15 protein-coding genes are annotated in these 20512 nt (G+C 65.2%); 3 read left to right on the forward strand and 12 right to left on the reverse strand.

Annotation, left to right across the window (positions count from 1 at the left end; translation table 11 throughout):
- Nucleotides 1–103: 103 nt before the first annotated feature.
- On the reverse strand, nucleotides 104–3097 hold the full coding sequence (locus LRK53_RS10835) for a Tn3 family transposase (protein ID WP_027489456.1): 2994 nt from the start codon (nucleotides 3095–3097) through the stop codon (nucleotides 104–106).
- Between the two features lie 297 nt (nucleotides 3098–3394).
- On the opposite strand from LRK53_RS10835, the gene LRK53_RS10840 reads away from it, so the two are divergent.
- The 3 genes from LRK53_RS10840 to LRK53_RS10850 are packed head-to-tail and all read left to right on the forward strand — an operon-like array spanning nucleotide 3395 to nucleotide 6458.
- Nucleotides 3395–5257 (forward strand): FTR1 family protein, encoded by a 1863-nt coding sequence (locus LRK53_RS10840; RefSeq protein WP_027492554.1) that lies wholly within the window; start codon nucleotides 3395–3397, stop codon nucleotides 5255–5257.
- On the forward strand, nucleotides 5254–5877 hold the full coding sequence (locus LRK53_RS10845) for a cation efflux transmembrane domain-containing protein (protein WP_027489457.1): 624 nt from the start codon (nucleotides 5254–5256) through the stop codon (nucleotides 5875–5877). The genes LRK53_RS10840 and LRK53_RS10845 overlap by 4 nt, the downstream gene beginning before the upstream one ends.
- Complete coding sequence (locus LRK53_RS10850; protein WP_008216069.1) at nucleotides 5874–6458, forward strand: phosphatase PAP2 family protein; 585 nt, start codon at nucleotides 5874–5876, stop codon at nucleotides 6456–6458. The genes LRK53_RS10845 and LRK53_RS10850 overlap by 4 nt, the downstream gene beginning before the upstream one ends.
- A gap of 27 nt (nucleotides 6459–6485) precedes the next feature.
- Here the strand turns inward: LRK53_RS10850 and LRK53_RS10855 are convergent, their stop codons facing one another.
- The 11 genes from LRK53_RS10855 to LRK53_RS10905 form a co-directional block, all read right to left on the reverse strand.
- Nucleotides 6486–7442, reverse strand: a complete 957-nt coding sequence (locus LRK53_RS10855) for a cation diffusion facilitator family transporter (protein WP_008209840.1) — start codon at nucleotides 7440–7442, stop codon at nucleotides 6486–6488.
- A 94-nt stretch (nucleotides 7443–7536) separates the two neighbouring features.
- Nucleotides 7537–7863: a P-II family nitrogen regulator gene (locus tag LRK53_RS10860; RefSeq protein ID WP_008209838.1), complete on the reverse strand. Its 327-nt coding sequence runs from the start codon at nucleotides 7861–7863 to the stop codon at nucleotides 7537–7539.
- Complete coding sequence (locus tag LRK53_RS10865; protein ID WP_027489458.1) at nucleotides 7860–10994, reverse strand: efflux RND transporter permease subunit; 3135 nt, start codon at nucleotides 10992–10994, stop codon at nucleotides 7860–7862. The genes LRK53_RS10860 and LRK53_RS10865 overlap by 4 nt, the downstream gene beginning before the upstream one ends.
- Nucleotides 10994–12091: an efflux RND transporter periplasmic adaptor subunit gene (locus LRK53_RS10870; protein WP_027489459.1), complete on the reverse strand. Its 1098-nt coding sequence runs from the start codon at nucleotides 12089–12091 to the stop codon at nucleotides 10994–10996. The genes LRK53_RS10865 and LRK53_RS10870 overlap by 1 nt, the downstream gene beginning before the upstream one ends.
- The gene (locus LRK53_RS10875; RefSeq protein WP_027489460.1) at nucleotides 12088–13251 is read right to left on the reverse strand and encodes a TolC family protein; all 1164 of its coding nucleotides are present in this window, start codon (nucleotides 13249–13251) and stop codon (nucleotides 12088–12090) included. Before LRK53_RS10875 ends, LRK53_RS10870 begins: the two co-directional genes overlap by 4 nt.
- Before the next feature lie 212 nt (nucleotides 13252–13463).
- Entirely contained in the window at nucleotides 13464–13841 is a 378-nt protein-coding gene (locus tag LRK53_RS10880) for a hypothetical protein (RefSeq protein WP_231378293.1), read from the reverse strand.
- A 111-nt stretch (nucleotides 13842–13952) separates the two neighbouring features.
- Nucleotides 13953–14294 carry a hypothetical protein gene (locus tag LRK53_RS10885; RefSeq protein WP_027489462.1) on the reverse strand — a complete coding sequence of 114 codons (342 nt, stop codon included), beginning with the start codon at nucleotides 14292–14294 and terminating at the stop codon, nucleotides 13953–13955.
- Nucleotides 14295–14425: 131 nt separating this feature from the next.
- Entirely contained in the window at nucleotides 14426–14776 is a 351-nt protein-coding gene (locus tag LRK53_RS10890; protein ID WP_027489463.1) for a copper-binding protein, read from the reverse strand.
- Complete coding sequence (locus LRK53_RS10895) at nucleotides 14773–17952, reverse strand: efflux RND transporter permease subunit (RefSeq protein WP_027489464.1); 3180 nt, start codon at nucleotides 17950–17952, stop codon at nucleotides 14773–14775. Before LRK53_RS10895 ends, LRK53_RS10890 begins: the two co-directional genes overlap by 4 nt.
- Complete coding sequence (locus LRK53_RS10900; RefSeq protein WP_027489465.1) at nucleotides 17949–19220, reverse strand: efflux RND transporter periplasmic adaptor subunit; 1272 nt, start codon at nucleotides 19218–19220, stop codon at nucleotides 17949–17951. The genes LRK53_RS10895 and LRK53_RS10900 overlap by 4 nt, the downstream gene beginning before the upstream one ends.
- The gene (locus tag LRK53_RS10905) at nucleotides 19217–20509 is read right to left on the reverse strand and encodes a TolC family protein (RefSeq protein ID WP_027489466.1); all 1293 of its coding nucleotides are present in this window, start codon (nucleotides 20507–20509) and stop codon (nucleotides 19217–19219) included. Before LRK53_RS10905 ends, LRK53_RS10900 begins: the two co-directional genes overlap by 4 nt.
- Nucleotides 20510–20512 lie beyond the last annotated feature (3 nt).

Genomic DNA, 20512 nt, shown 5'->3' on the forward strand with positions numbered 1-20512 from the left:
TACAGGGGTTTGGGGAGCAATGGAACGAAAAACCGGGATAAGGTCTATTTATCCATAGAAACCATATAGATAGCCAAACACCCCTCCGGGGGCACTCATCCTCTCAATCGCCTTCCCTATCGTTGGGATCTCGTAGCGGGCGTAGTTCTCCGCGGGCCACTGCCTCGGGCACGGCAAAGGAATATCGGCCGTGCATGTTGATGTGGTCATGGCTGAGCGGCGACAGCCGTGCGACGTCCTCATCCCGTACGGGAAAACCGTCTTGACGCAACTGATCCAGTGCCGCCTCCATGTAGATGGTGTTCCACAAGACGACGATGTTGAGCACCAGGCCCAGCGCGCCCAGCTGGTCCTCCTGACCCTCCTGATAGCGTTGCCGGAGTTCGCCGCGTTTTCCGTGAAAAATGGCGCGCGCCACACTGTGACGCCCCTCGCCACGGTTGAGTTGGGTCAACGTGCTACGCCGCTTCGCCTCATCGTCAATATAGGTCAGTGTGTGCAGGGTTTTTTCAATCCGTCCGAACTCAGCCAAGGCCTGGGCCAGACGGGTTGGACGGTCGCCGATCTGCAAGGTTCGCATGATGCCGTTGGCTGGTACACGACCCAGTTTCAGCGAGCCCACCAGCCGCAGGATGTCGTCCCACTGCTCCTCGATCAATGGCAGTTTCACCCGCTGGCGGGCAACGGCATTGAGGTCGCCGTAGTCGGCCTCGGGATCGATGCGCCAGAATCGCGTGCCGCCGACGTCCGCCAATCGGGGACAGAACCGGTACCCCAGCAGCCTGAACAACCCGAACACCACGTCGCTGTATGCGCCGGTGTCGGTCATGATCTGCGTCGGCTGCAATTCGGTGGGCTGTTCGAGCACCACGCCCAGCAAGATCAAGCTGTCGCGCAGCGTGCCCGGCACGGTGATGTGGTTGAGACCGCTGAACTGGTCGGAGATCAGGTTGTACCAGGTCACGCCGCGTTCCCGACCGAAATACTTCGGATTGGCGGCCGCATGCACAGTGCGCACGGGCACGACGAAACGCATCCCGTCGGCTGACGCCACGTCGCCACCACCCCACTGATGGGCCAGAATCGACCGGTTCTGAGCCGCCACCAGGATGGCATTGGCCGCAACCAGGGTGTCGTTGCGGAGGTAATTCTGGTCGACCCACGACAGACGCGATCGTTTCAGTGCAGCGATGTCGGCACGAACGAGGGGTTCGAAGCCCGTGTTGCTCGCCTCAGCCAGCAATACGGCACAGAGGCTGATCGGAAGCTCCGCAGCACGAGCAGACCGCTCGGTGAGATGGGTGAAGGCATCGGTGAAACCGGTACGGGCCGCAATCTCCAGCAATACCTCTTCAATGTCCACGCGTGGCAAACGCTCATTAACCGCAGCGCGCAAGGCCAGCAAAGACGCTGGTTCTTCGAGCTTGTCGAGGGAGCTGACGACCAGGTCGTTCTCGCCTTCGAACCGCACCGCAGGATTGTCCGGAAGTCGGGACGCTACCGCGCGGTAGGTCTCATCGAGTTCTTTGGTGATCGCGACGAGTGCCGACGAGGGCGTTGGAGACAAGCTGAGCGTGCGGCAGATGATGGGGCGCGCAGTCTCCCATTCGTTGCCGCTCAACAGCCCTGCGCGCGGGTCGGCATACTTCCAACTGGGGGCGACGAACACGTCGCGCCGGCGTAACGACGTATGCAATTCGTCGAGCACGCAGAAAGTGTAGGCCCGATGATCGATGCTGTCGTCGTCGCGAATCGCGTAGCGCTGCCAGCGTTTGCGAATGACATCACGCGGGACGTCGTCGTCGGCCTTGAATCGCCCGGGATGCGAGCGAAGCCATTCATAGGCGGCGACCACAGCCTCGCCTGCGGGACTCGCGCCGAAACGCAGATTCTCCAGCACAAAGGGGAGAAAGCGCCGGATGCGCCGATAGCGTTCGCTCAGCTCGCTGTAAAACACGTCGTCGGGCGGTCGTACCAGGTTGCTCACTTCCTGGAGCGCCTGGGCGAGGACGTCGCGCGGCACCTTGGCGAACAAGGCTTTGCGTAGTTTCTTGTCCGGGAGCGTGCTGTCCAGCACCACTTGGCAAGCATCGGCCAGCAGCGTGGCCGCACGATCCAGGTCTTTCAGCGTGCGCAAGCGTGTTTTCCGATCCTCCTTGCGCGCTGTGGAAAAAACATCCCGCAGCAGCATTTCAAGAACTTCGACGGCGTCATCATGCGCGGTGGCTTCCAGGCAATGCACAAACGCTACGAGAGTGGCAAGGCGGCGAACGTCGGGCAAGCGGCTCACGGCGCTGGCTTTGGCGGCTCCCGCAAAGCGAGCCAGTGCCATGACGCGACTGGCCGGAAGGTGTGACACCCTGGGCAGGTCGATGCCGAGCTCACGAACCTCCCGTAGTCGCATCAGCGTTTGAATGAGTGCCGGTCCGCTGACGCGCGTGGGGCCCGATCGCAGCTGATCCAGCAGCGAGTAGCGGCTGCCGGCTGGCACGATCAACAACTGTTCGAGGCGTTCGCGCTGCCTGTCCAAGAGACGGGTTCCCAGACGCCGCCAAAGATGCTCTTCGACGCGGGCTTTCACGCGAGCGACAAATCGTTCGAGTGTGCTGCGCCCGGGAAGCAGTACCTTGTGCGTCAACAGCCATGTCATGGCTCGCTCGAACAGGACGCTGGGCCGCTCCGTTCCCGTCCAGCAGAGTGCGTACAGCCAGCGACCCAATCGAAAGCCGATAGGCGGTTCGGTGATTTCGACGAAGCCGTATTGACGACAGATATCGCGCTGATGATCCCACCGGAGTTCACCTGTCCGGTAGTCGTCGAGGGAGGGATCCGTGTCCGTAATATCCAGCTGCCTGGCAACGGTGGATAACACCAGCGCAGGGAGATCCAGCGGATCGTCCAGAAATGTTCCCAAGTAGCGCAGCGTCGTCAGCTGCAATGCGATGCCCAAACGATTCGCATGACCGCGCTTGCGCGCGATGTAGGTGCGATCTGCATCGTCGAGATGGAAGTAGCGTGCCAGTTCGTCGCTGGACGGGTTGCCGTTGTACCGGCCGTAATTGTCGCGTTGTCCCTCGGTAACGTAGCTGACCGGCATCAAGGTTTCCTTCTGCGGAGAGTTGGGTAGAAGGTTCCATCACTGAAAATCAAGCCTTTCGCCCATCACGCCTTGGAGCTGGCGAGGTGGGATCGCCTTCAACCATGTTTCTTGGGTTCTGCCGGGAGGCATTGCATTGGCGGTTTCGCCAAGGTCGAGTACGATACATGAATGATAACGACTCGTATTCGCAGCATATTGCGCAACCTCTCCGTGGCCGCCCTTCTGCTTTGGGCACTCCCACTCCCGCGGGCGCATGCTCAAGACGTCAGTTCAACCGTGCCGCAGACATGGCAGATGATCGACTATCTGGCCACGGATTACGCCGGCGCGGTCAAGAACGGAGCGGTGCTCAGCGCGTCTGAATACGCCGAGATGCGGGAGTTCACAGCCACCGTGCATCGCCGCCTTCAGGCGTTGCCGCCGACGCCCGGTACACCCGCGTTGTTGTCCCAGGCCGACCAGCTCATCGCTTCAGTGGATGCGAAGGCCTCGCCAGCGCAGGTGGCGATCGAGGCACATGCCCTGGCCGATGCCTTGCTGAAGGCGTACCCGATACCCACCGCGCCGGCCCAAGCGCCCGATCTGACGCAGGGCGCAACGCTGTACCAGAACCAGTGCGCCATGTGTCACGGCGCCACCGGGCATGGCGATGGTCCCGTGGGGCTGCAGCTCAATCCGCGACCGGTGGACTTCACTGACCAGGCGCGTGCGGACCAGCGCAGCCCGCTGTCCCTGTACGAAGTGATCAGCCACGGTGTCGAGGGAACGCCGATGGCCAGTTACTCGTCCCGGCTGTCGTCGGACGAGCGATGGGCACTCGCGTACTACGTGGGGTCGCTAGCCTATACCCGCGAAGCCACGACCGGTGCGACCCTCTGGCAGCACGATACGGCCGCGCGTGCGCAGATCGCGGACCTGAAGGAGTTGTCGCAAGCACGCGTGTCGCAACTGGCTCCTGCACTGGGTGCCGAACATGCCCGCGCGATCATCGGTTACCTGCGTGCGCATCCGCAGGCGATGCAACAGGCGTTGACGGGGCTTCCGCTTGCGCGGGGGCGACTTGCTGCAAGCCTGGCGGCCTATCGTGCCGGCGACGCCAAGGAAGCCACACAACTGGCATTGTCGGCCTATCTCGATGGCGTCGAACCCATCGAACCCCAGCTCAACGCACGCGATGGCGCGCTACGCGCCCGCATCGAAACGGCCATGGGCGCCTATCGCACAGCGGTGTCGGGCAAGGCCGCGCTGCCGGCGGTGACCCAGCAGGCCCACGCCGTGGATGTCCTGCTTGCGCAGGCGCAGGAGGTCACGGCGGATGCGGCGGGCGATCCGGCCGCCACGTTCCTCGGCGCCTTCACGATTCTGGTTCGCGAGGGTCTGGAAGCCTTGCTGGTGGTCGTCGCCTTGCTGGCCTTCCTGCGCAAGGCAGATCGACGCGTGGAAGTGCGTTACGTGCATGCCGGCTGGATTCTTGCCTTGGTGGCCGGCGGGATCACCTGGGCACTGGCCAGCTATGCCATCTCGATCAGTGGCGCCGGTCGCGAACTAACCGAGGGCCTGTCTTCGCTGTTCGCCGCCGTGGTGCTGCTCAGTGTCGGCTTGTGGATGCACCAAAAGAGTATTGGTGGACGCTGGCAGGCCTACCTGAAGGAAAAGATGGCCGCGGCACTCGACCGACGTTCGGCGTGGTTCCTGTTCGGCCTCGCCTTCATTTCGGTGTATCGGGAAGTGTTCGAGACGATCCTGTTCTACGCCGCGCTCTGGAACGACGGCCAGGAAGTCTGGCTGCTGGGCGGCATTGCGGCCGGCGCGGTGACCTTGGGACTGATCGCCTGGCTCCTGCTGCGCACCAGTCGGCGTCTGCCCATCGGCAAGTTCTTCGCGGCGAGTTCGATCCTGATCGCCGTGCTGGCCGTCGTTCTCGCGGGTAAGGGCATCGCCGCGTTGCAGGAAGCTGGCTGGGTGTCGGTGACGGTCGCCCCGGTGCCGCACATTGAACTGCTCGGCATCTATCCGACCTGGCAGACGCTGCTCGCACAAATCGCCGTGGTCCTGATGCTGAGTGCGGGTTTCATGTTCAATATGCTTCGTGGCCGTAGCGCTCCCGACGCATTGCCCGCATCCACCACTACACGCCCGGAAGAGGATCGCGCATGAGCGACTGCGGTTGCCACGCCGAAGCCGCCAGCGAGGCGGAACGCCGCATCCTGCGCATCGCGCTCGGTCTCAATGCCACCATGTTCGTGGTCGGTGTCGTGGCCGGCCTGATCGCCCAATCGATGGGCCTGGTCGCTGATTCGCTGGATATGCTGGGCGATGCCTGCGCCTACGGCATCGCCTTGCTGGCGTGGACACGCAGCGCCTATTTCAAGGCGTCGGCCGCGCACTGGAATGGAACCTTGCTGGTGGTTCTTGGCGTCGGCGTACTGGTGGGGGTGCTCTGGCGTCTGGTGACCGGTAGCCACCCGGAAGGCCTATGGATGATGAGCGTTGCCTTCGTTTCCTTGATCGTGAATGCCACGGTGCTGAGGCTCTTGGCGCGATTTCGTCACGGTGAAGTGCATCTGCGCGCCATCTGGATATGCACGCGGGCCGACGTCATCGCCAATCTGGCGGTGATCGTGTCCGGTGTGCTGGTGCTTCTTCTGCACAGCGCCGTGCCTGATCTGGTGATCGGTACGGCCATCGCCTGCTACGTGCTGAAGGAGGCGTTGGGCATTCTGCGCGAAGCGAAGGACGCACGGATCGCCGCCATTGCACCGAACGGCAAGCCATGACGTCGCCGATCTCGGGATTTGGCTCGATGGTTTACGCCGTTGACCTTCGACTGTTCAACGCCATTCATTCGCCGGTGCCACCGTCGCCAGCGATGCTTCATGTGGCGCGCGTCCTGGCCGATGGACCGTTGATCCTGACAGCTCTCCTTCTTGGGTGGATGCTGATGGTTCCTCGCCAGTCGATGCGCTTGATCGCCCTGAAAGCATCGGGTGCCGCCGCTGCAGCATTGCTCGCGAACCTGATCATCGGCTTGGTTTGGGATCGCGCACGTCCCTTTGTCGCTGGAGTCGGTCAAGCATGGGTGTCTCATGCGGCGACCGGCAGCTTTCCCAGCGACCATCTGACTGTGCAATGGGTGGTGGCCGGCATACTGTTGCTGAATCAATGCAGCCGGCCTTGGGGCATCGGGATCGCACTGCTCGGCCTGCCGATGGCCTGGGCACGGATCTACTTGGGCGTGCACTACCCCGGCGATATGCTGGGAGCCCTCGGGATGGGCGGACTGGCCATGCTCAGTGGCTGGCTGTGGTTTCGCCGGTCCGTGACATCAGCCATCGCGCCATTGCCATCTCAGGGATAAGGTTTCGCCCCGCTGCGAAGCGAGGGTCTAGTGCGCTGCGCCGGGTGAGGTGAACGTGCAGCCTGTCGCGCGGGCCGATTCGTCCGTGGTCGCGTGATCGGTTTGCAAGGTGGTGTGCGTGATGGCGAAACGATCATGCAGCATCGCTTCGATCTCTCGGCGCACATCGTGGCAGTCGATGTCGTGATTCACGTAGATGTGGCCCGACAGTGCCGGCATGCCCGAGGTCACTTCCCACACGTGCAGATCGTCCAGCCGAGTCACCGCCGGCATGGCACGGATCGCCTCGGCAATGGATACTGGGTCCAGACCGCGTGGTGCCGCTTCCAGGAAGATGCGGCCCGAGTCGCGCACCAGTCCGATACCGGCTTTCAGCATCAATCCGGCGACGACCAGTGCGGCAAGGGAGTCCACGCGATTCCAACCCGTCCACCAGATGATGGCACCGGCAATGGCAGTGGCGATGAAGGCGTAGAGATCGGTGAGGATGTGCTGGAAGCTGCCTTCCACGTTGAGGCTTTGCCGGTTGGCCTTGCTCATCGCCCACACGGCGAGCAGGTTGACGCCAATACCGACCACCGCGATCACCGTGACCAGCAGACCTTCCACCACCGGCGGGTCGATCAGCCGGCGGATCGCCTCGACGATGAACCAGACCGACAGCAACAACAGCGTCAGCCCGTTCGCCTGGGCGCTCAGGATTTCGACCCGCTTGAGTCCGAACGTGTAGCTGCCACTGGCCGGGCGGCTGGCCAGACGCATCGCGACAAGCGCCAGTCCGATCGAGCCCACATCGGTGAGCATGTGCCCGGCATCGGAAATCAGGGCCAACGACTTGGCCAGGATGCCGACCACCACCTCGACCGCCATGAAGCCGAGCAGCAGCAACAGCGCGATGGTCAGGTACTTCTTGTCCGCATCCGGTGCCACGCCATGGCTATGGTCGTGATGATGGTCATGTTCGTGGGGCTTGGTTGTGCCCATAGGAGTCTCCAGTGCGGCGGCCACTCTACGTGAGCGCCAAAGTGTTATGACATGACATCGGGAAGGACGGGCGGGAGTGACCCGCCCGTCTTCTTCATTCAGCCCCTTGACCGTCGATGGGCCACGCCCGATCCACCGTGCTCTGGTAGACCCAGCCGGCCACACTCTGACCGGTGCGCCCGTGCAGGCGGATCAACTGCACCGCCCGTTCGGCCTGATCGTCCTCACAGAACACTTCGAGCTTGATCTGCCGGGTCACCCGTTCGCCCAGTTCCATCGAATAGACCTGTTCCTGGCCGTTGAGCGCGGTCAGCAGACCTTTGACGTCGCTCACCGACAGGTAACGAAACCCCGCTTCTTCCAGCGCATGGATGACGTCGACCACGCGGCCACGATGGATGAAGGCCTTCACTTCTTTCATGGGGTCTTCTCCTTGGCGAGGCGCCGGGCGGCGCGTTCTTCGATCCAGTCGTAGAGCACCGGCAGCAGCACCAGCGTCAGCAAGGTCGAGGTGATCAGACCACCGACCACCACGGTGGCGAGCGGGCGCTGGGTTTCCGCACCCACGCCACTGGAGAGCAGCATCGGCACCAGGCCCAGGATCGCTACGCTCGCGGTCATCATCACCGGGCGCATGCGCAGGGCCGTACCGCGGATCACTGCCTCGCGCACAGGCAAGCCTTTCTCACGTTGTTCGTTCAAGAAACTCACCAGCACGATGCCGTTCAACATCGCCACGCCGAACACCGCGATGAAGCCGATGGCCGAGGGTACCGACAGGTATTGCCCGGTGATCGCCAAGCCGACGATGCCGCCGATGGTGGCAAACGGCACGTTGGCCAAGATCAGCGTGGCGTGCTTCACCGAGTTGAACGCGGTGTAGAGCAAGACAAAGATGAAGAAAATCGTCGCCGGCACGATCAGCGACAATCGCTTCAACGCCCGCTGCTGGTTCTCGAACGCGCCGCCCCATTCGCTGTAATAGCCAGTCGGCAACTTCACCTGTTGCGCGATGGCCGCATTGGCTTCCTTGACGAAGCCGTCGATGTCACGACCGCGAACATCCATCTGGATCACCGCATAGCGCTGCAGTTGTTCTCGACGAATGAACGAGTAGCCTTCCGCATCGCTGACCTCAGCCACCTGCGACAGCTGCACCAGTGCGCCGCTGGGCGTGCGGATCGGAATGCGCTTGATCGCCGGCAACGAGGCCTTGTCCGCATCGTCCAGCCGCACGGCGATGTCGAAGCGTTTCACGCCGTCGAGTAAGGTCGTCACCGGCTCGCCGCCGATGCCGTTCTTCACCACGGTGAGCACGTCGTCGGCGTTCAAGCCGTAACGGGCCAGCGCATCGCGATCCACCTTGATGCGGATCTGCGGCTTGCCGATGTTCGCCTCCAGCGCGAGATCGGCGACGCCAGGCACCCCGGCCAACACGTTCTTGATGCGACTGCTCAAGCGATCAAGTTCGCCCAGGTCATCGCCATAGATCTTCAGTGCCAGCGTGGCGCGCACACCCGAGATCAGTTCCTCGATGCGCATCTGGATCGGCTGCGTGTAGCTCACCACCGCGGTGGGCAGCGCCGCCGACAGTTCCTTCTGCATCGCTTCCTCGATGCTTTCCAGCGTCTCGCCCTTGCGCCATTGATCCTTCGGTTTCAGCGGCGTGTACACCTCCATGTAGTTCACATCCGCCGTTTCGCCTTTTTCGGCGCGACCGATCATCGCCAGCGTGGTTTCCACTTCCGGAAACTTTTGTTTGACCAGTGTCGACACTTGCTTGGAGATGGCGATCGATTCGTCCAGCGATGCCGACGGAATCGAGGTAATGCGCCACATGATGGCGCCTTCCTTCAGGTTAGGCATGAACTCCTTGCCGAGGAACGGGAACAGCGCGAGGCTGCCGACCAAGGCTCCGGCGGCGATGCCCAGCACTAGCTTGCGGCGCGCCAGCGCCCAGGCGAGCACCGTGGCGTAGTGGCGTTTCAGGAACGCCACCAGCCAGGTGTCCTTTTCTTCCTTGGGTTTCAACACCAGCGCGGCGAGCACCGGGATCAGCGTCAAGGCGAGAATCAGCGAACCGGCCATCGCGAAGCTGATATTGAACGCCATCGGCTTGAACATCTTGCCTTCCAGCCCTTGCAGGCTGAACAGCGGAAGGAACACCACGATGATGATCCCGATCGCGAACGTCATCGGGTTGGCCACCTCGCGGGCGGCCGCCAGCACAGCCGACGTGCGATCCACTGGGCCGCCATGCGCCTTGCGCTCGGCCATGATGCGGTAGGCGTTTTCCACCATCACCACGGCGCCGTCCACCATCATGCCGATACCGATCGCCAGGCCCGCCAGCGACATCAGGTTGGCCGACAGGCCGACCTGATTCATGCAGATGAAGGCGATCAGCATCGCCAACGGCAACGCCACGACGACCACCAGCGCGCTGCGAAACTCACCCAGGAACAGGAACAGCACCAGTGCCACCAGGATCGAACCTTCCACCAGCGCACGCACCGCGGTGCCCACCGCCGCGTTGACCAGTTCAGTGCGCTCGTACACCGGTTTTACGACCACGCCCGGCGGCAAGGATTGCTTCACTGTGTCGAGCTTGGCCTTGACCGCATCGACCACGCTCTTGGCGTTCTCGCCAATGCGAGCCAGCGCTTGGCCCATCACCACTTCCTTGCCATCGCGCGTCACGGCACCGGTGCGGGGCGCACCCGCCTCGGTGATGGTGGCCACGTCACGCACGTAGACCGGCGTGCCGTCTTCGGTCTTGAGCACGATGTTGCCCAGATCCTTCGCGTTCTGGATCAGGCCCAGTCCACGTACCAGGTACTGCTCGCGGCCGACATCGACGAAGTTGCCGCCGACTTGCGCGTTGTTGGCCTGCAGCGCCTCGATCACCTCTTTGAAGCCAAGCTTGTGCGCGATCAGTTTCATCGGGTCGATGCGCACCTGGAACTGCTTTTCCTGGCCGCCCCATGAGCTGACGTCATCGACACCCGGTGCGGTGCGCAGGATCAAACGGATGGTCCAGTCCTGCAGTGTGCGCAGATCCATGTCGTTCGGTGCCGTACCGGCCGTGGCGCCTTTCAAGGTGCTGTCGGCGCGTTCGACGGTGTACCAGAACACCTGGCCGAGACCGGAGGTGTTCGGTCCCATCTCCGGTTTGCCGTAGCCGGCCGGCAAGCGATCGCCCACCTGCTGCAACCGTTCGTTGACCAGCTGGCGAGCGAAGTAGATGTCCATGCTGTCGTCGAAGTAGACCGACACATAGGACAGCCCGAACAAGCTCACCGAGCGGATCTGCTCCACTTTGGGCAGGCCGGCGAGCGCCGATTCCACCGGCGTGGTGAGGAGTTGTTCGACATCCTCCGCCGCCAGCCCCGATGCCTCGGTGTAGACATTGACCTGCACCGGTGTGACATCGGGAAACGCGTCGATGGGCAGCTGACGCACCGCCTGGAAACCGAGGAAGCCGATCACCACGAAGGCGATCAGCACCAGCGCCTTGTAGCGCAGGGAGAATTCAACCAGACGTTCCAGCATCATTCTTCTCCCAGCTGCGAGCGCAACAAGCGGGCCTTCAAGGCGAAGGCGCCCTTGCGCACGTAGGTGTCGCCGGCTTTGAGGCCTTGCGTGATCACCGTCCAGCCATCCCGCGTGTCGCCGACCATGACCGGCGCCGGCTCGAACTGACCGTTGCCTTTGGCGAGGAACACGGTCGGCTGGTTTTGCAGCAGCACGATCGCTTCGGCGGGAACGGCCAGCTTCGGCACGGCGCTGCCGGCGGCGATGCGCGCTTCGACCAGTTCGCCCGGATGCAACAGATCCTCACGGTTGTCGACTTCGATGCGCACCGGCACCGTGCGCGTGCGCTCGTCGGTCTGATGCGAGCGCTGCACGACCTTGCCGGGGATCGTGGTGTCATGCACGAGGATGCGGGCGTCGGCGTCCGGCTTGACCCGTTCGGCATCGGCCGGCGCCATCTGGGCGACGACCCAGACCGAATCTTCCTTGACCAGGGTGAACAGCGTGCGGCCGGGTTCCACCCGCTCGCCGACCAGAAACTCGTCGGTGGTGACGCGACCGGCGGCGGGCGCGAGCAGCTCGAAGCTGCCATCGGCACCGGCCGAACCCTTGCGCAGCAGGCCACCGATCTGACCGTCGGACAGCCCGTAGGCGCGCAACTTGGCACGCGCCTGGTCACGCTGCACCTTCGCTTCGTTGTAGCGCCGTGCCGAGACCGCCTGCGGCCCCAGCGACGCGATCCGCTGCCAGTCCTGCTCGGCCACGATCAACGCGCCTTGTGTCTCGGCCACCTGCACACTGGAAAGCACCACCAGCGGCGCACCGGCCTTCACCACGTCGCCGAGCTTGGCCTTGCGGGCCAGCACCTGCGATTCCACGCGCGGCGACACCAGCACGGTGGAATACGCATCGGCCTTCACTTCGCCGGGGGCCTTCAGTTCATCGGTCAAGGCACGCGGAGCGGCCTTGTCGAGCACAATCCCGGCGTCCTTGATCGCCTTGGCGTCGAGCGCCAGCGGATTGGCCGGTGCGGGTTCCTGCGCCATGACGGGGCCGCCCAGCGCAGCCAGCAGCACCATGCAGAAAAGGCTGCGTTTCAAAAAAGAGACATTCATCGGGAGATTTCCTGAGTGGGGCCGTCCTGAGTGCGGCCGTCGAGCCAGTCGGTCAGACGGCCCGCAGCGGTGAGGTAGTCGAACCAGGTCTGCCAGGTTTGGCTTTCCAGTTCCTGGCCGGACAAGGCGGTGTCCAGGCTCTGCTTGAGCTGTACGAGGTAATCGGAGGTGCTGATCTCGCCGGCACGCCAGAGCTTCTCTAATAGCGCGGTGCGATCCTCGAAGGCAGCGGCCCGGCCGCTGCGAAAGGCTTCGGTCGCACTGCGCAAGGCGGCGTAGCGGGCTTGTGCTTCCTGCAATCCGGCACGCAGCACAAACTGACGCGAACGCACGCCGGCCGCGGCTGCATCGGCTTCCGCGCGGGCGGCATCGACTTCGGCACGGCCGGTATTGAGCACCGGCAAGGGAATCGACACGCTCAGGCCAATCACCTGATCGGTGCGCGGCCCGCTGCGTACCTGCCCACCGGTCAGGCTGAGCGTGGGATCGGGAATGCGTGCCCGGCGGGCAACCTGCACTCCGGCCTCGGCACTCGCTTGCTGGGCACGGGCCTGTCGCAGTTCGGGCAGTTCATCGACGGGCAACGGCGTAAGACTGCCCGCCGCCGGTGACATACCCTTGGGCAACGGCGGAAGCGCGGCCCCTTGATCGCCACTGATGGCCAGCAACGCGGCACGGGCCGCCGCTTCGTTGCTCGCGAGCGTGGCTTGTTGCACCTGCGCCTCGCCCAAGGCCAAGCCGGCCAGATCGCGTTCGGGACTACTGATGTCGCCGACCTTCAGCCGCTGCGCGGCCAAGTCATCGAAGCGCTGCATCAGCGTGAGGCGATGCTGGCCCAGCTCACTCTGTCGGGCCGCGAGCGCGGCCGTCGACCAGGCTTTCAGCCAGCGGGCGGCGACGTCACGCCGCACCAGGTTATAGGCCGCCTCGGCGGCGCGCAGGTCGGCCTCGCCCTGACTGGCCCGGGCACGACGCTTGCCGGACAGGTCCAATGGCAGACTGATGCCAGCCGTACGCCGATTGACGTCGGCGTTCTCCGCATCGAGTGACAGAGAGGGGTTGTACAGCGGCTGCGCGGCGGCACGTGCACGGGCTTGGGCCGCGTCAAGATCGGCCCGCGCGGCCTGCACCTCGGGGCTGGCTTGCCAGATACGACGCACCGCCGCCTGCAACGGTGATGACGCCAACGCTGTCGGCAGGGGAGCTACCGGTGAGGACGGATGGGTGACGGGTGCGGCACTGAGTATCGCCGCGTACAACAGACACACGGCGCCGATCGGCACCGAACGAAAAACAGACATGAAGCGATCTCCTGAAAACGGTCACGAAGCGATGCACCGCACAGGCGGTGGCGTCGCGTAACGGAGCGGTTTCAGGCGATCGGAGGTCGCAACAGTGAGCCGGTGGTGGCCGGCGTGACCCCCGAATGGAAGGTGAGCGGCGCGAAGTGCGCCTCCATCCGGGCGATGGGAAGCGGTGCACTGGCCGGCAACGTCACCGAATGCGCACAAGCGCAATGACAGCCGCTTCCTTCGCCCAGGAGACAGCTGTTTGCATCGTCAGCCGCTGTCGGGCTGACGGCGGTATCCGCCACCAGGGTGGTCGGGGCAGCCGCGGTCGCCGAAGCGAATCGCATCCCGGCCCCATCGGCCACGCAGATCGACCCGCTGACCAGCTTGATCAGCAGCACCGCCACGGCCAACACCCACAGACCGCGGTGGCGGCGCAGGCGAGTCAGCAGTGATGGCACGGACCGATGCATGCTTCGATCCTAAACGACAGTCGCGCTGTTAGACAATTTCACTTGGCCGCCTGGCCGTCGCGGAGCATGCCGCCTTGGCGGGCTCGTCGTCGCACCCGTTCAGGGCATGGGCCGCGCGTGATCTGCCCACTGCGCCGTGCCCTGGATCAGTTCGGCCCGCACGCAATGCGCGTCCGTGATCGACGTAACGGTGGCTTGCCCGCTCAAGGCGAAGTGTTCAATGGGCACGCCTTTGCTGGGAATCACGTAAGCCACCCGCATGACCTGCAGCCGCGTGCCGACGGCGGACAGTGGCGTAACCCGGTAGCAGATGTCCAGCTGCCGTCCGTTAACATGACCAATCCAGCCGTCGGCGTAAGTATTGGTCGCGTGCGCGATCGTGCCGATGGTCAAGCCCGTGAATAGCAGGGCGGTGGAGAGATACGCAGCATGCGATTTCATCGTTGTACTCCAAAATCATCGGACTACCGTGGACAGGTGCGGCCACAAACCTCACGATGCACGTGGCCGCACTGCCACCCCCGCCGGTCGGCCCCTGCCGGAGGCAAGCGCCGGTTGGCGGCGGTTCCCGATCAACCTGCCGGGCTGATCGCTGTCACCGTGCTGGCCATGCCGCCCGGATGCAGGGTGAACCGCACCTGCTCGCCCACCTTCACCTTTTGCAGTAGCGCCGGCGGGTCGACCTTGAAGGTCATGGTCATCGCCGGCCAGCCGATGGCGGAAATGGCTTGGTGCTGAAGGGTGATCGTGCCTTTGGCGGTGTCGATGGCCTTGACGATGCCTACGCCCTGCGCCTGGGTGGGCTTCGCCGCTTGCATGTCGGCCATGCCGGGCATGTTCGGGTCCATCTGTTGGGCGAACGCGGCGGTCGAGGCCAAGGCCAGCGCGCTGGCGCATGCGAGGGTGAAAACGTACTTCTTCATGGTTGAATCTCCTGGGGTGGATGAAACGTCGGGATGGACTGCGCTGCTTTGCGAAGTCGGTACCGCATCAGCAGACGGAACGCCGCCGGCAGCACCAGCATGGTCAGCAGCGTCGCGGTGACCATGCCGCCGATCATCGGTGCGGCGATGCGCTGCATGACTTCCGAGCCGGCGCCGTGGCCGAGCAAGATCGGCAGCAGGCCAGCGATGATCACCGCCACGGTCATCGCCAGCGGCCGCACGCGCTGCGCGGCGCCTTGGCGGATCGCTTCGTCGAGCGCGTCGACACCGGCCTGCGGATCGAGCGCGAGCTGCCGATCCCAGGCGTGACGCAGGTACAGCAGCATCACCACGCCGAACTCGGCGGCGACGCCGGCCAGCGCGATGAAGCCGATCACCGTGGCTACTGATACCGAATGGCCGAGCAGCCAGATCAGCCACAGGCCGCCGACCAGCGCCAGCGGCACGTTGGCCATGATGAGCGCCGCCTCACTGGTCCGCCGGAACACCGCATAGATCAGCCCGAAGATGATCAGCAATGCCACCGGCACCACCAGCTTGAGTCGTTGCGCCGCGCTGGCGAGGTACTGGAACTGCCCCGACCAGTCCAGCGTGACGCCGGGCGGCAGCGTGACCTGCCGGGCCACCGCGCGCTGCAGCCGGGCGACCACGCCGCCGAGGTTGCTGCTGGCCGTGTCGATGTAGACGTAGGTCGCCAGCTGGCCGTCCTCGCTCTTCAGCATCGACGGCCCCGCCGCAACGGTGATGTCGGCGACCTGGCTCAACGTGAGCTGGGCGCCGTTCGCAGCCACGATCGGCAGCTGCCGCAGTGCCTGCACCGAATCGCGGTCCACCCGCGGGTAGCGCACCACGATCGGAAAACGCTCGCGTCCTTCGATGCTCTGGCCAACCGGATCGCCGCCGACCACCGTGGCGATCAGCTGCTGCACGGCTTCCTGCGTGAGTCCATAGCGTGCCGCCTCGTCGCGGCGGATATGCACGTCGACATAGCGACCGCTGGTCGGACGCTCGGCCACGGCCGAGCTGACCCCGGGCACGGTCTTGGCGACTGCTTCGATGCGATCGGCGACCGTCTGCAGCGTGGTCAGGTCGGTGCCCAGCACCTTGATGCCGATCGGGCTCTTGATGCCGGTGGAGAGCATGTCGATGCGGTTGCGGATCGGCGGCACGAACAGGTTCGTCAGACCCGGCACATGCACGGCCTGGTTCAGCGCGGCCTTGATCTTGTCCATCGTCATGCCGGGGCGCCACTCGCTCTTCGGCTTGAACGTGATGGTGGTCTCGAACATCTCCAGCGGCGCCGGATCGGTGGCGGTGTCGGCGCGTCCCGCCTTGCCGAACACGTGCGCGACTTCCGGCACGGTCTTGAGCATGCGGTCGGTCAGCTGCAGCAACTGCGCGGCCTTGCCGGCTGACAACCCGGGCAGTGCGGTGGGCATGTACAGCAGCGTGCCTTCGTCCATCGCGGGCATGAACTCGCTGCCGAGCTGGCTGAGCGGCACCAGTGCGGTGAGCAGCACCAAGGCGGCCAGCCCCAGCGTGGCCTTCGGAAAACGCAGCACCACGTCGAGGATCGGCCGGTACAGCGCGATCAGGCCGCGATTGATCGGATTGGCGTGCTCGGCACGCAGGTGTCCGCGTACCAGGTAGCCCATCAGCACCGGCACCAGGGTCACCGCCAGCCCCGCGGCCGCCGCCATCGCGTAGGTCTTGGTAAACGCCAGCGGCTTGAACAGCTTGCCCTCCTGGCCTTGCAGCGCGAACACCGGCACGAACGACAGCGCGATGATCAGCAGGCTCACGAACAGCGCCGGACCCACTTCCACGGTGGCCTCGGCGATCAGCGCCCAGCGGGCGGCGCCCTGTGGTTCTTGCCCATCGTGCGCGTCGCGCCAATGCTCCAGGTGCTTGTGGGTGTTCTCGATCATCACGATCGCCGCATCGACCATTGCACCGATCGCGATCGCGATGCCGCCCAGCGACATCAGGTTCGCGGTGACGCCCTGCAGGTTCATCACGATGAAGGCGGTCAACACGCCCAATGGCAACGTGATCACGGCGACCAGCGCCGAGCGCAGGTGACCGAGGAACAGCGCGCAGACCAGCGTGACGACGAGAAACTCCTCCAGCAACTTTCGCCAGACGTTCTCCACGGTGGCGTCGATCAGCTGGGAGCGGTCGTAGGTGGGCACGATCTCGACGCCCGGCGGCAGGCTGCGTTGCAACTGCGCCAGACGCGCCTTCACCGCCGCGATGGTGGCCTTGGCGTTCTGACCCGAGCGCATCACGATGATGCCGCCGACCACTTCGCCCTGGCCGTCCAGTTCGGCGAGGCCGCGCCGGAAGGTCGGACCGCGGCGCACCGTCGCCACGTCGCGCAGCCGCACCGGCACGCCGTTCGCGTTGGCGACGATCGGCACGTTCTCGAAGTCGGCGCGGGTCTTGAGATAGCCCTCGCTGCGCACCATCAGCTCGGCCTCACCCTGCTCGATCACCGAGCCGCCGTTGGCGCCGTTGGCGGCGCGCACGGCATCAACGAGCTGCGCCACGGTGAGGCCGCGCGCGGCCAGCGCCTGCGGATCGGGCACGATCTGCCAGGCGCGGTCCATGCCGCCCAGGGTGGCCACCTCGGCGACACCCGGCACGGTTTTCAGCTGGAAGCGCAGGTTCCAGTTTTGCAGCGCGGTGAGCTGGCCGATGTCGTGTCGACCGGTGCGGTCGACCAGCGCGTATTCGTAGATCCAGCCCAGCCCGGTGGCATCCGGACCCAGTGCGGGATTGACGCCGGCCGGCAGTCGATCGCGCGCCTGGCTCAAATATTCCAGCACGCGTGAGCGTGCCCAGTAGAGGTCGGTGCTGTCGCTGAACAACACATCCACGTAGGAGTCGCCGAAGAACGAATACGCGCGCACCGTGGTCGCGCCGGGCACCGACAGCATGGTGGTGGCCAGCGGATAGGTCACCTGATCCTCCACCACTTGCGGCGACTGGCCGGGGTAGCTGGTGCGGATGATGACCTGGGTGTCGGAGAGATCGGGTAGCGCGTCGATGGACGTATGCCACGCCGAGAACACACCGACCGCCGCCAGCGCCAGCGCGGCCAGCAGCACGAACACGCGATACCGGATCGAAACGCGGATCAGCGCGGCGATCATGGCCGCTGCTCCGGCATGGGCATACCCGGCATAGCGCTACTCGCCGTATGCGCCGGTTCGCTGCTCTGCAGGCGTTGCAACGCGCCAGACAGGCTCGCCTCCGAGTCGATCAGGAACTGGCCAGACACCACCACGCGCTCATCGCTGGAAAGCCCCGCGAGAATCTCTGTGTCGCCACCGGCCGAACGGCCGAGGCGCACCGCCACCGGCCGGAACTGTCCGTTGCCCTCGGCCACGATCACCCGTGGTGTGTCGCTGCCGGTGGCGATCACGGCGCCATCGGGCACCACCAGCTCGGGCCGGGCCGGTGGCGGTTGCAGCTCCACCGTGACGAACTGACCCGGACTCAGCGCGTGATCCGGATTGGGCAGCACGATGCGCGCACGCTGGGTGCGGGTCATCGGGTCGAGGTCGGGCAACAGGGCTTCCACCTGTCCACGAAACACCTGGCCGGGCAGCGCTGTCGCACGCACGGTCACCGGCGTGCCGGTGCGCACCGTCCCCGCCGCGGCCTGCGGCAGCGCCGCCTCCACCCACACCGTGGACAGGCCGTTGAGCGTCATCAGCGTCTGCCCGGCGCCGACTTGCTGGCCTTCGCGCACGTCCAGCGTCGTGACCACGCCGCCCTTCGGCGCGTGCAGGGTGATGTGGCCACCCCGTTCCGAAGCGATGTCCTGCGCGGTCAGGCCCAGCACTTGCAGTCGCTGCCGCGCGGCTGCGCGCAACGCCTGCGCGTCGGCCGAGTGTGCATGCTGCAATGCTCGGTACTCCGAGATCGCACTGCTCCATTGCGGTGCCAGCAGTTCAACCAACGGTTGCCCGGCCTTGACGGTGGTATAGGGCGCGCGCACGTCGAGCTGCTCCACCGTCGCGTCGACGCGCGCACTCACGGTAACGGCATCACGCAGGTTCCAACTCACAGTACCCGGCACCTGGAGCTGGTTTGCCAATACCCGGCGCACCACGGGCGCGGTGCGCACGCCCAGGTTCTGCACGGTGGCCGGGTCGATGTGCACCACGTTCTTGTCGATGCTGCTGTCATCCGCGTACTTGGGCACCATTGGCATGCCCATCGGCGACACGCCGGGGTGGTCGAAGTGCTGCTCGGGCACCATCGTGTCGTACCAGTACAGCACCTTGCGTTGCGCGCCCGCGGACGCGCTGGCCGGCGTCGACGTGGCGCCGACATGGCGCCCACCGACATACCCCAAAGCCAGCAGCACGGCGGCACCCGCCAGCGCACCGATCACGATACCGATCCGTTTCATGGCAGGTTCTCCGAAGACGAAGTGGATTCGGGCAACAGGTAGGCCAAGGCGGCCCAGGCGCGGGCGCGAGCTGCCAGCGCATCGGCGTAGTCGAGGCGCAGCGCGATCTCGTCGCGGCGCGCATCGAGCCACGGTTGCAGCGTGCCGCCGCCGCGGTAGGCGGCCAGCGCCACCCGGCTGCGATCGCGGGCCAGCGGCAGCAGCGCCGTGCGATCGCGTGCGATCTGCCGCCCCCAGCCCTGCCAGGCGGCGACGTCGCGCGCGACGGTTTCGCGTTGCGCACGGCGGGCATCCTCGTGCGCCGACTCGACCGCATCGCGTTGCGCCTGCTTCGCGCTGATGGCGCGGTCTTGCCGGTTGCGGGTGAACAGCGGCAGGCTCACACCCATCTGCACCATCACCATGTCCGACAGATACGGCGCGCGGCGGCCGTAGGTCACGTCCACGCTCCAGTCCGGATGCTTCGAGGCGCGCGCCTGCGCCAGTGCGGCATCGGCCACCTGCTCGCGCGCCTGCCACGCCTGCATTGGCGCCTGCCGATCGGTGTGCTGTTCGAGTTGATCCGGCGCGACCGGCAACTGGTCGAAGTCCGGGGCGTCCGCCAGCGCCGTCGGCGCGTCGCCCAGCCAGCGCTGCAAGGAGGCACGCGCCGCCTGCAACTCCGCGTCGGCCGCCTCGATCCGGTTGGCCAGCGTCAGCGCCTGGGCCTGTGCCGCCAGCACGTCCGCGGCACTGCCGGTGCCGCCGCGCAGCCGCGCTTTGGCGACCTGTACGGCGAGGGTGCTTTCGTCACGCAAGGCATCCAGCAGCGTGCGCTGTTGTGTGGCCGCCCATACGCCGATCCAGGCATCGGCGATGCGCTCACGCACATCTTGTGTTGTAGCGGTGCGCTCGGCCTCGGCAGCGTCGACCTGCGCGGCCGCGAGCGACCGTTCGGCCGTCCGTGCTGCACGCGAGGGGATCGTTTGCATCACGCCGATCGTGCGCATGGTCATCGTGTCCGAGCGCAGGCTGAAGGCGCCCGGGTCGGTGACCGGAAAATTGGAGACGCCGAAGGTCAGCGACGGGTCGGGCAAGCGGCCCGCGCGCACGGACTCCTCGCGCGTCGCATCGAGATCGGCGTTGCGCGCGGTGAGCAGTGGCGTATGGATCACGCCCTGCCGCACGGCGGCGTCGAGCGTCAGGGGTGGCGCACTGGCGGTTTGCGCCGCGGCAACAGTCACCGATCCGCCCAGGATGATAAGCAGCGCCCACGCGCAACGGCGCCGGGCCAAACAGGAAAATAGCATGAG

Origin of the sequence: Rhodanobacter thiooxydans (assembly GCF_021545845.1) — a bacterium.
Taxonomy (GTDB): Bacteria; Pseudomonadota; Gammaproteobacteria; order Xanthomonadales; family Rhodanobacteraceae; genus Rhodanobacter.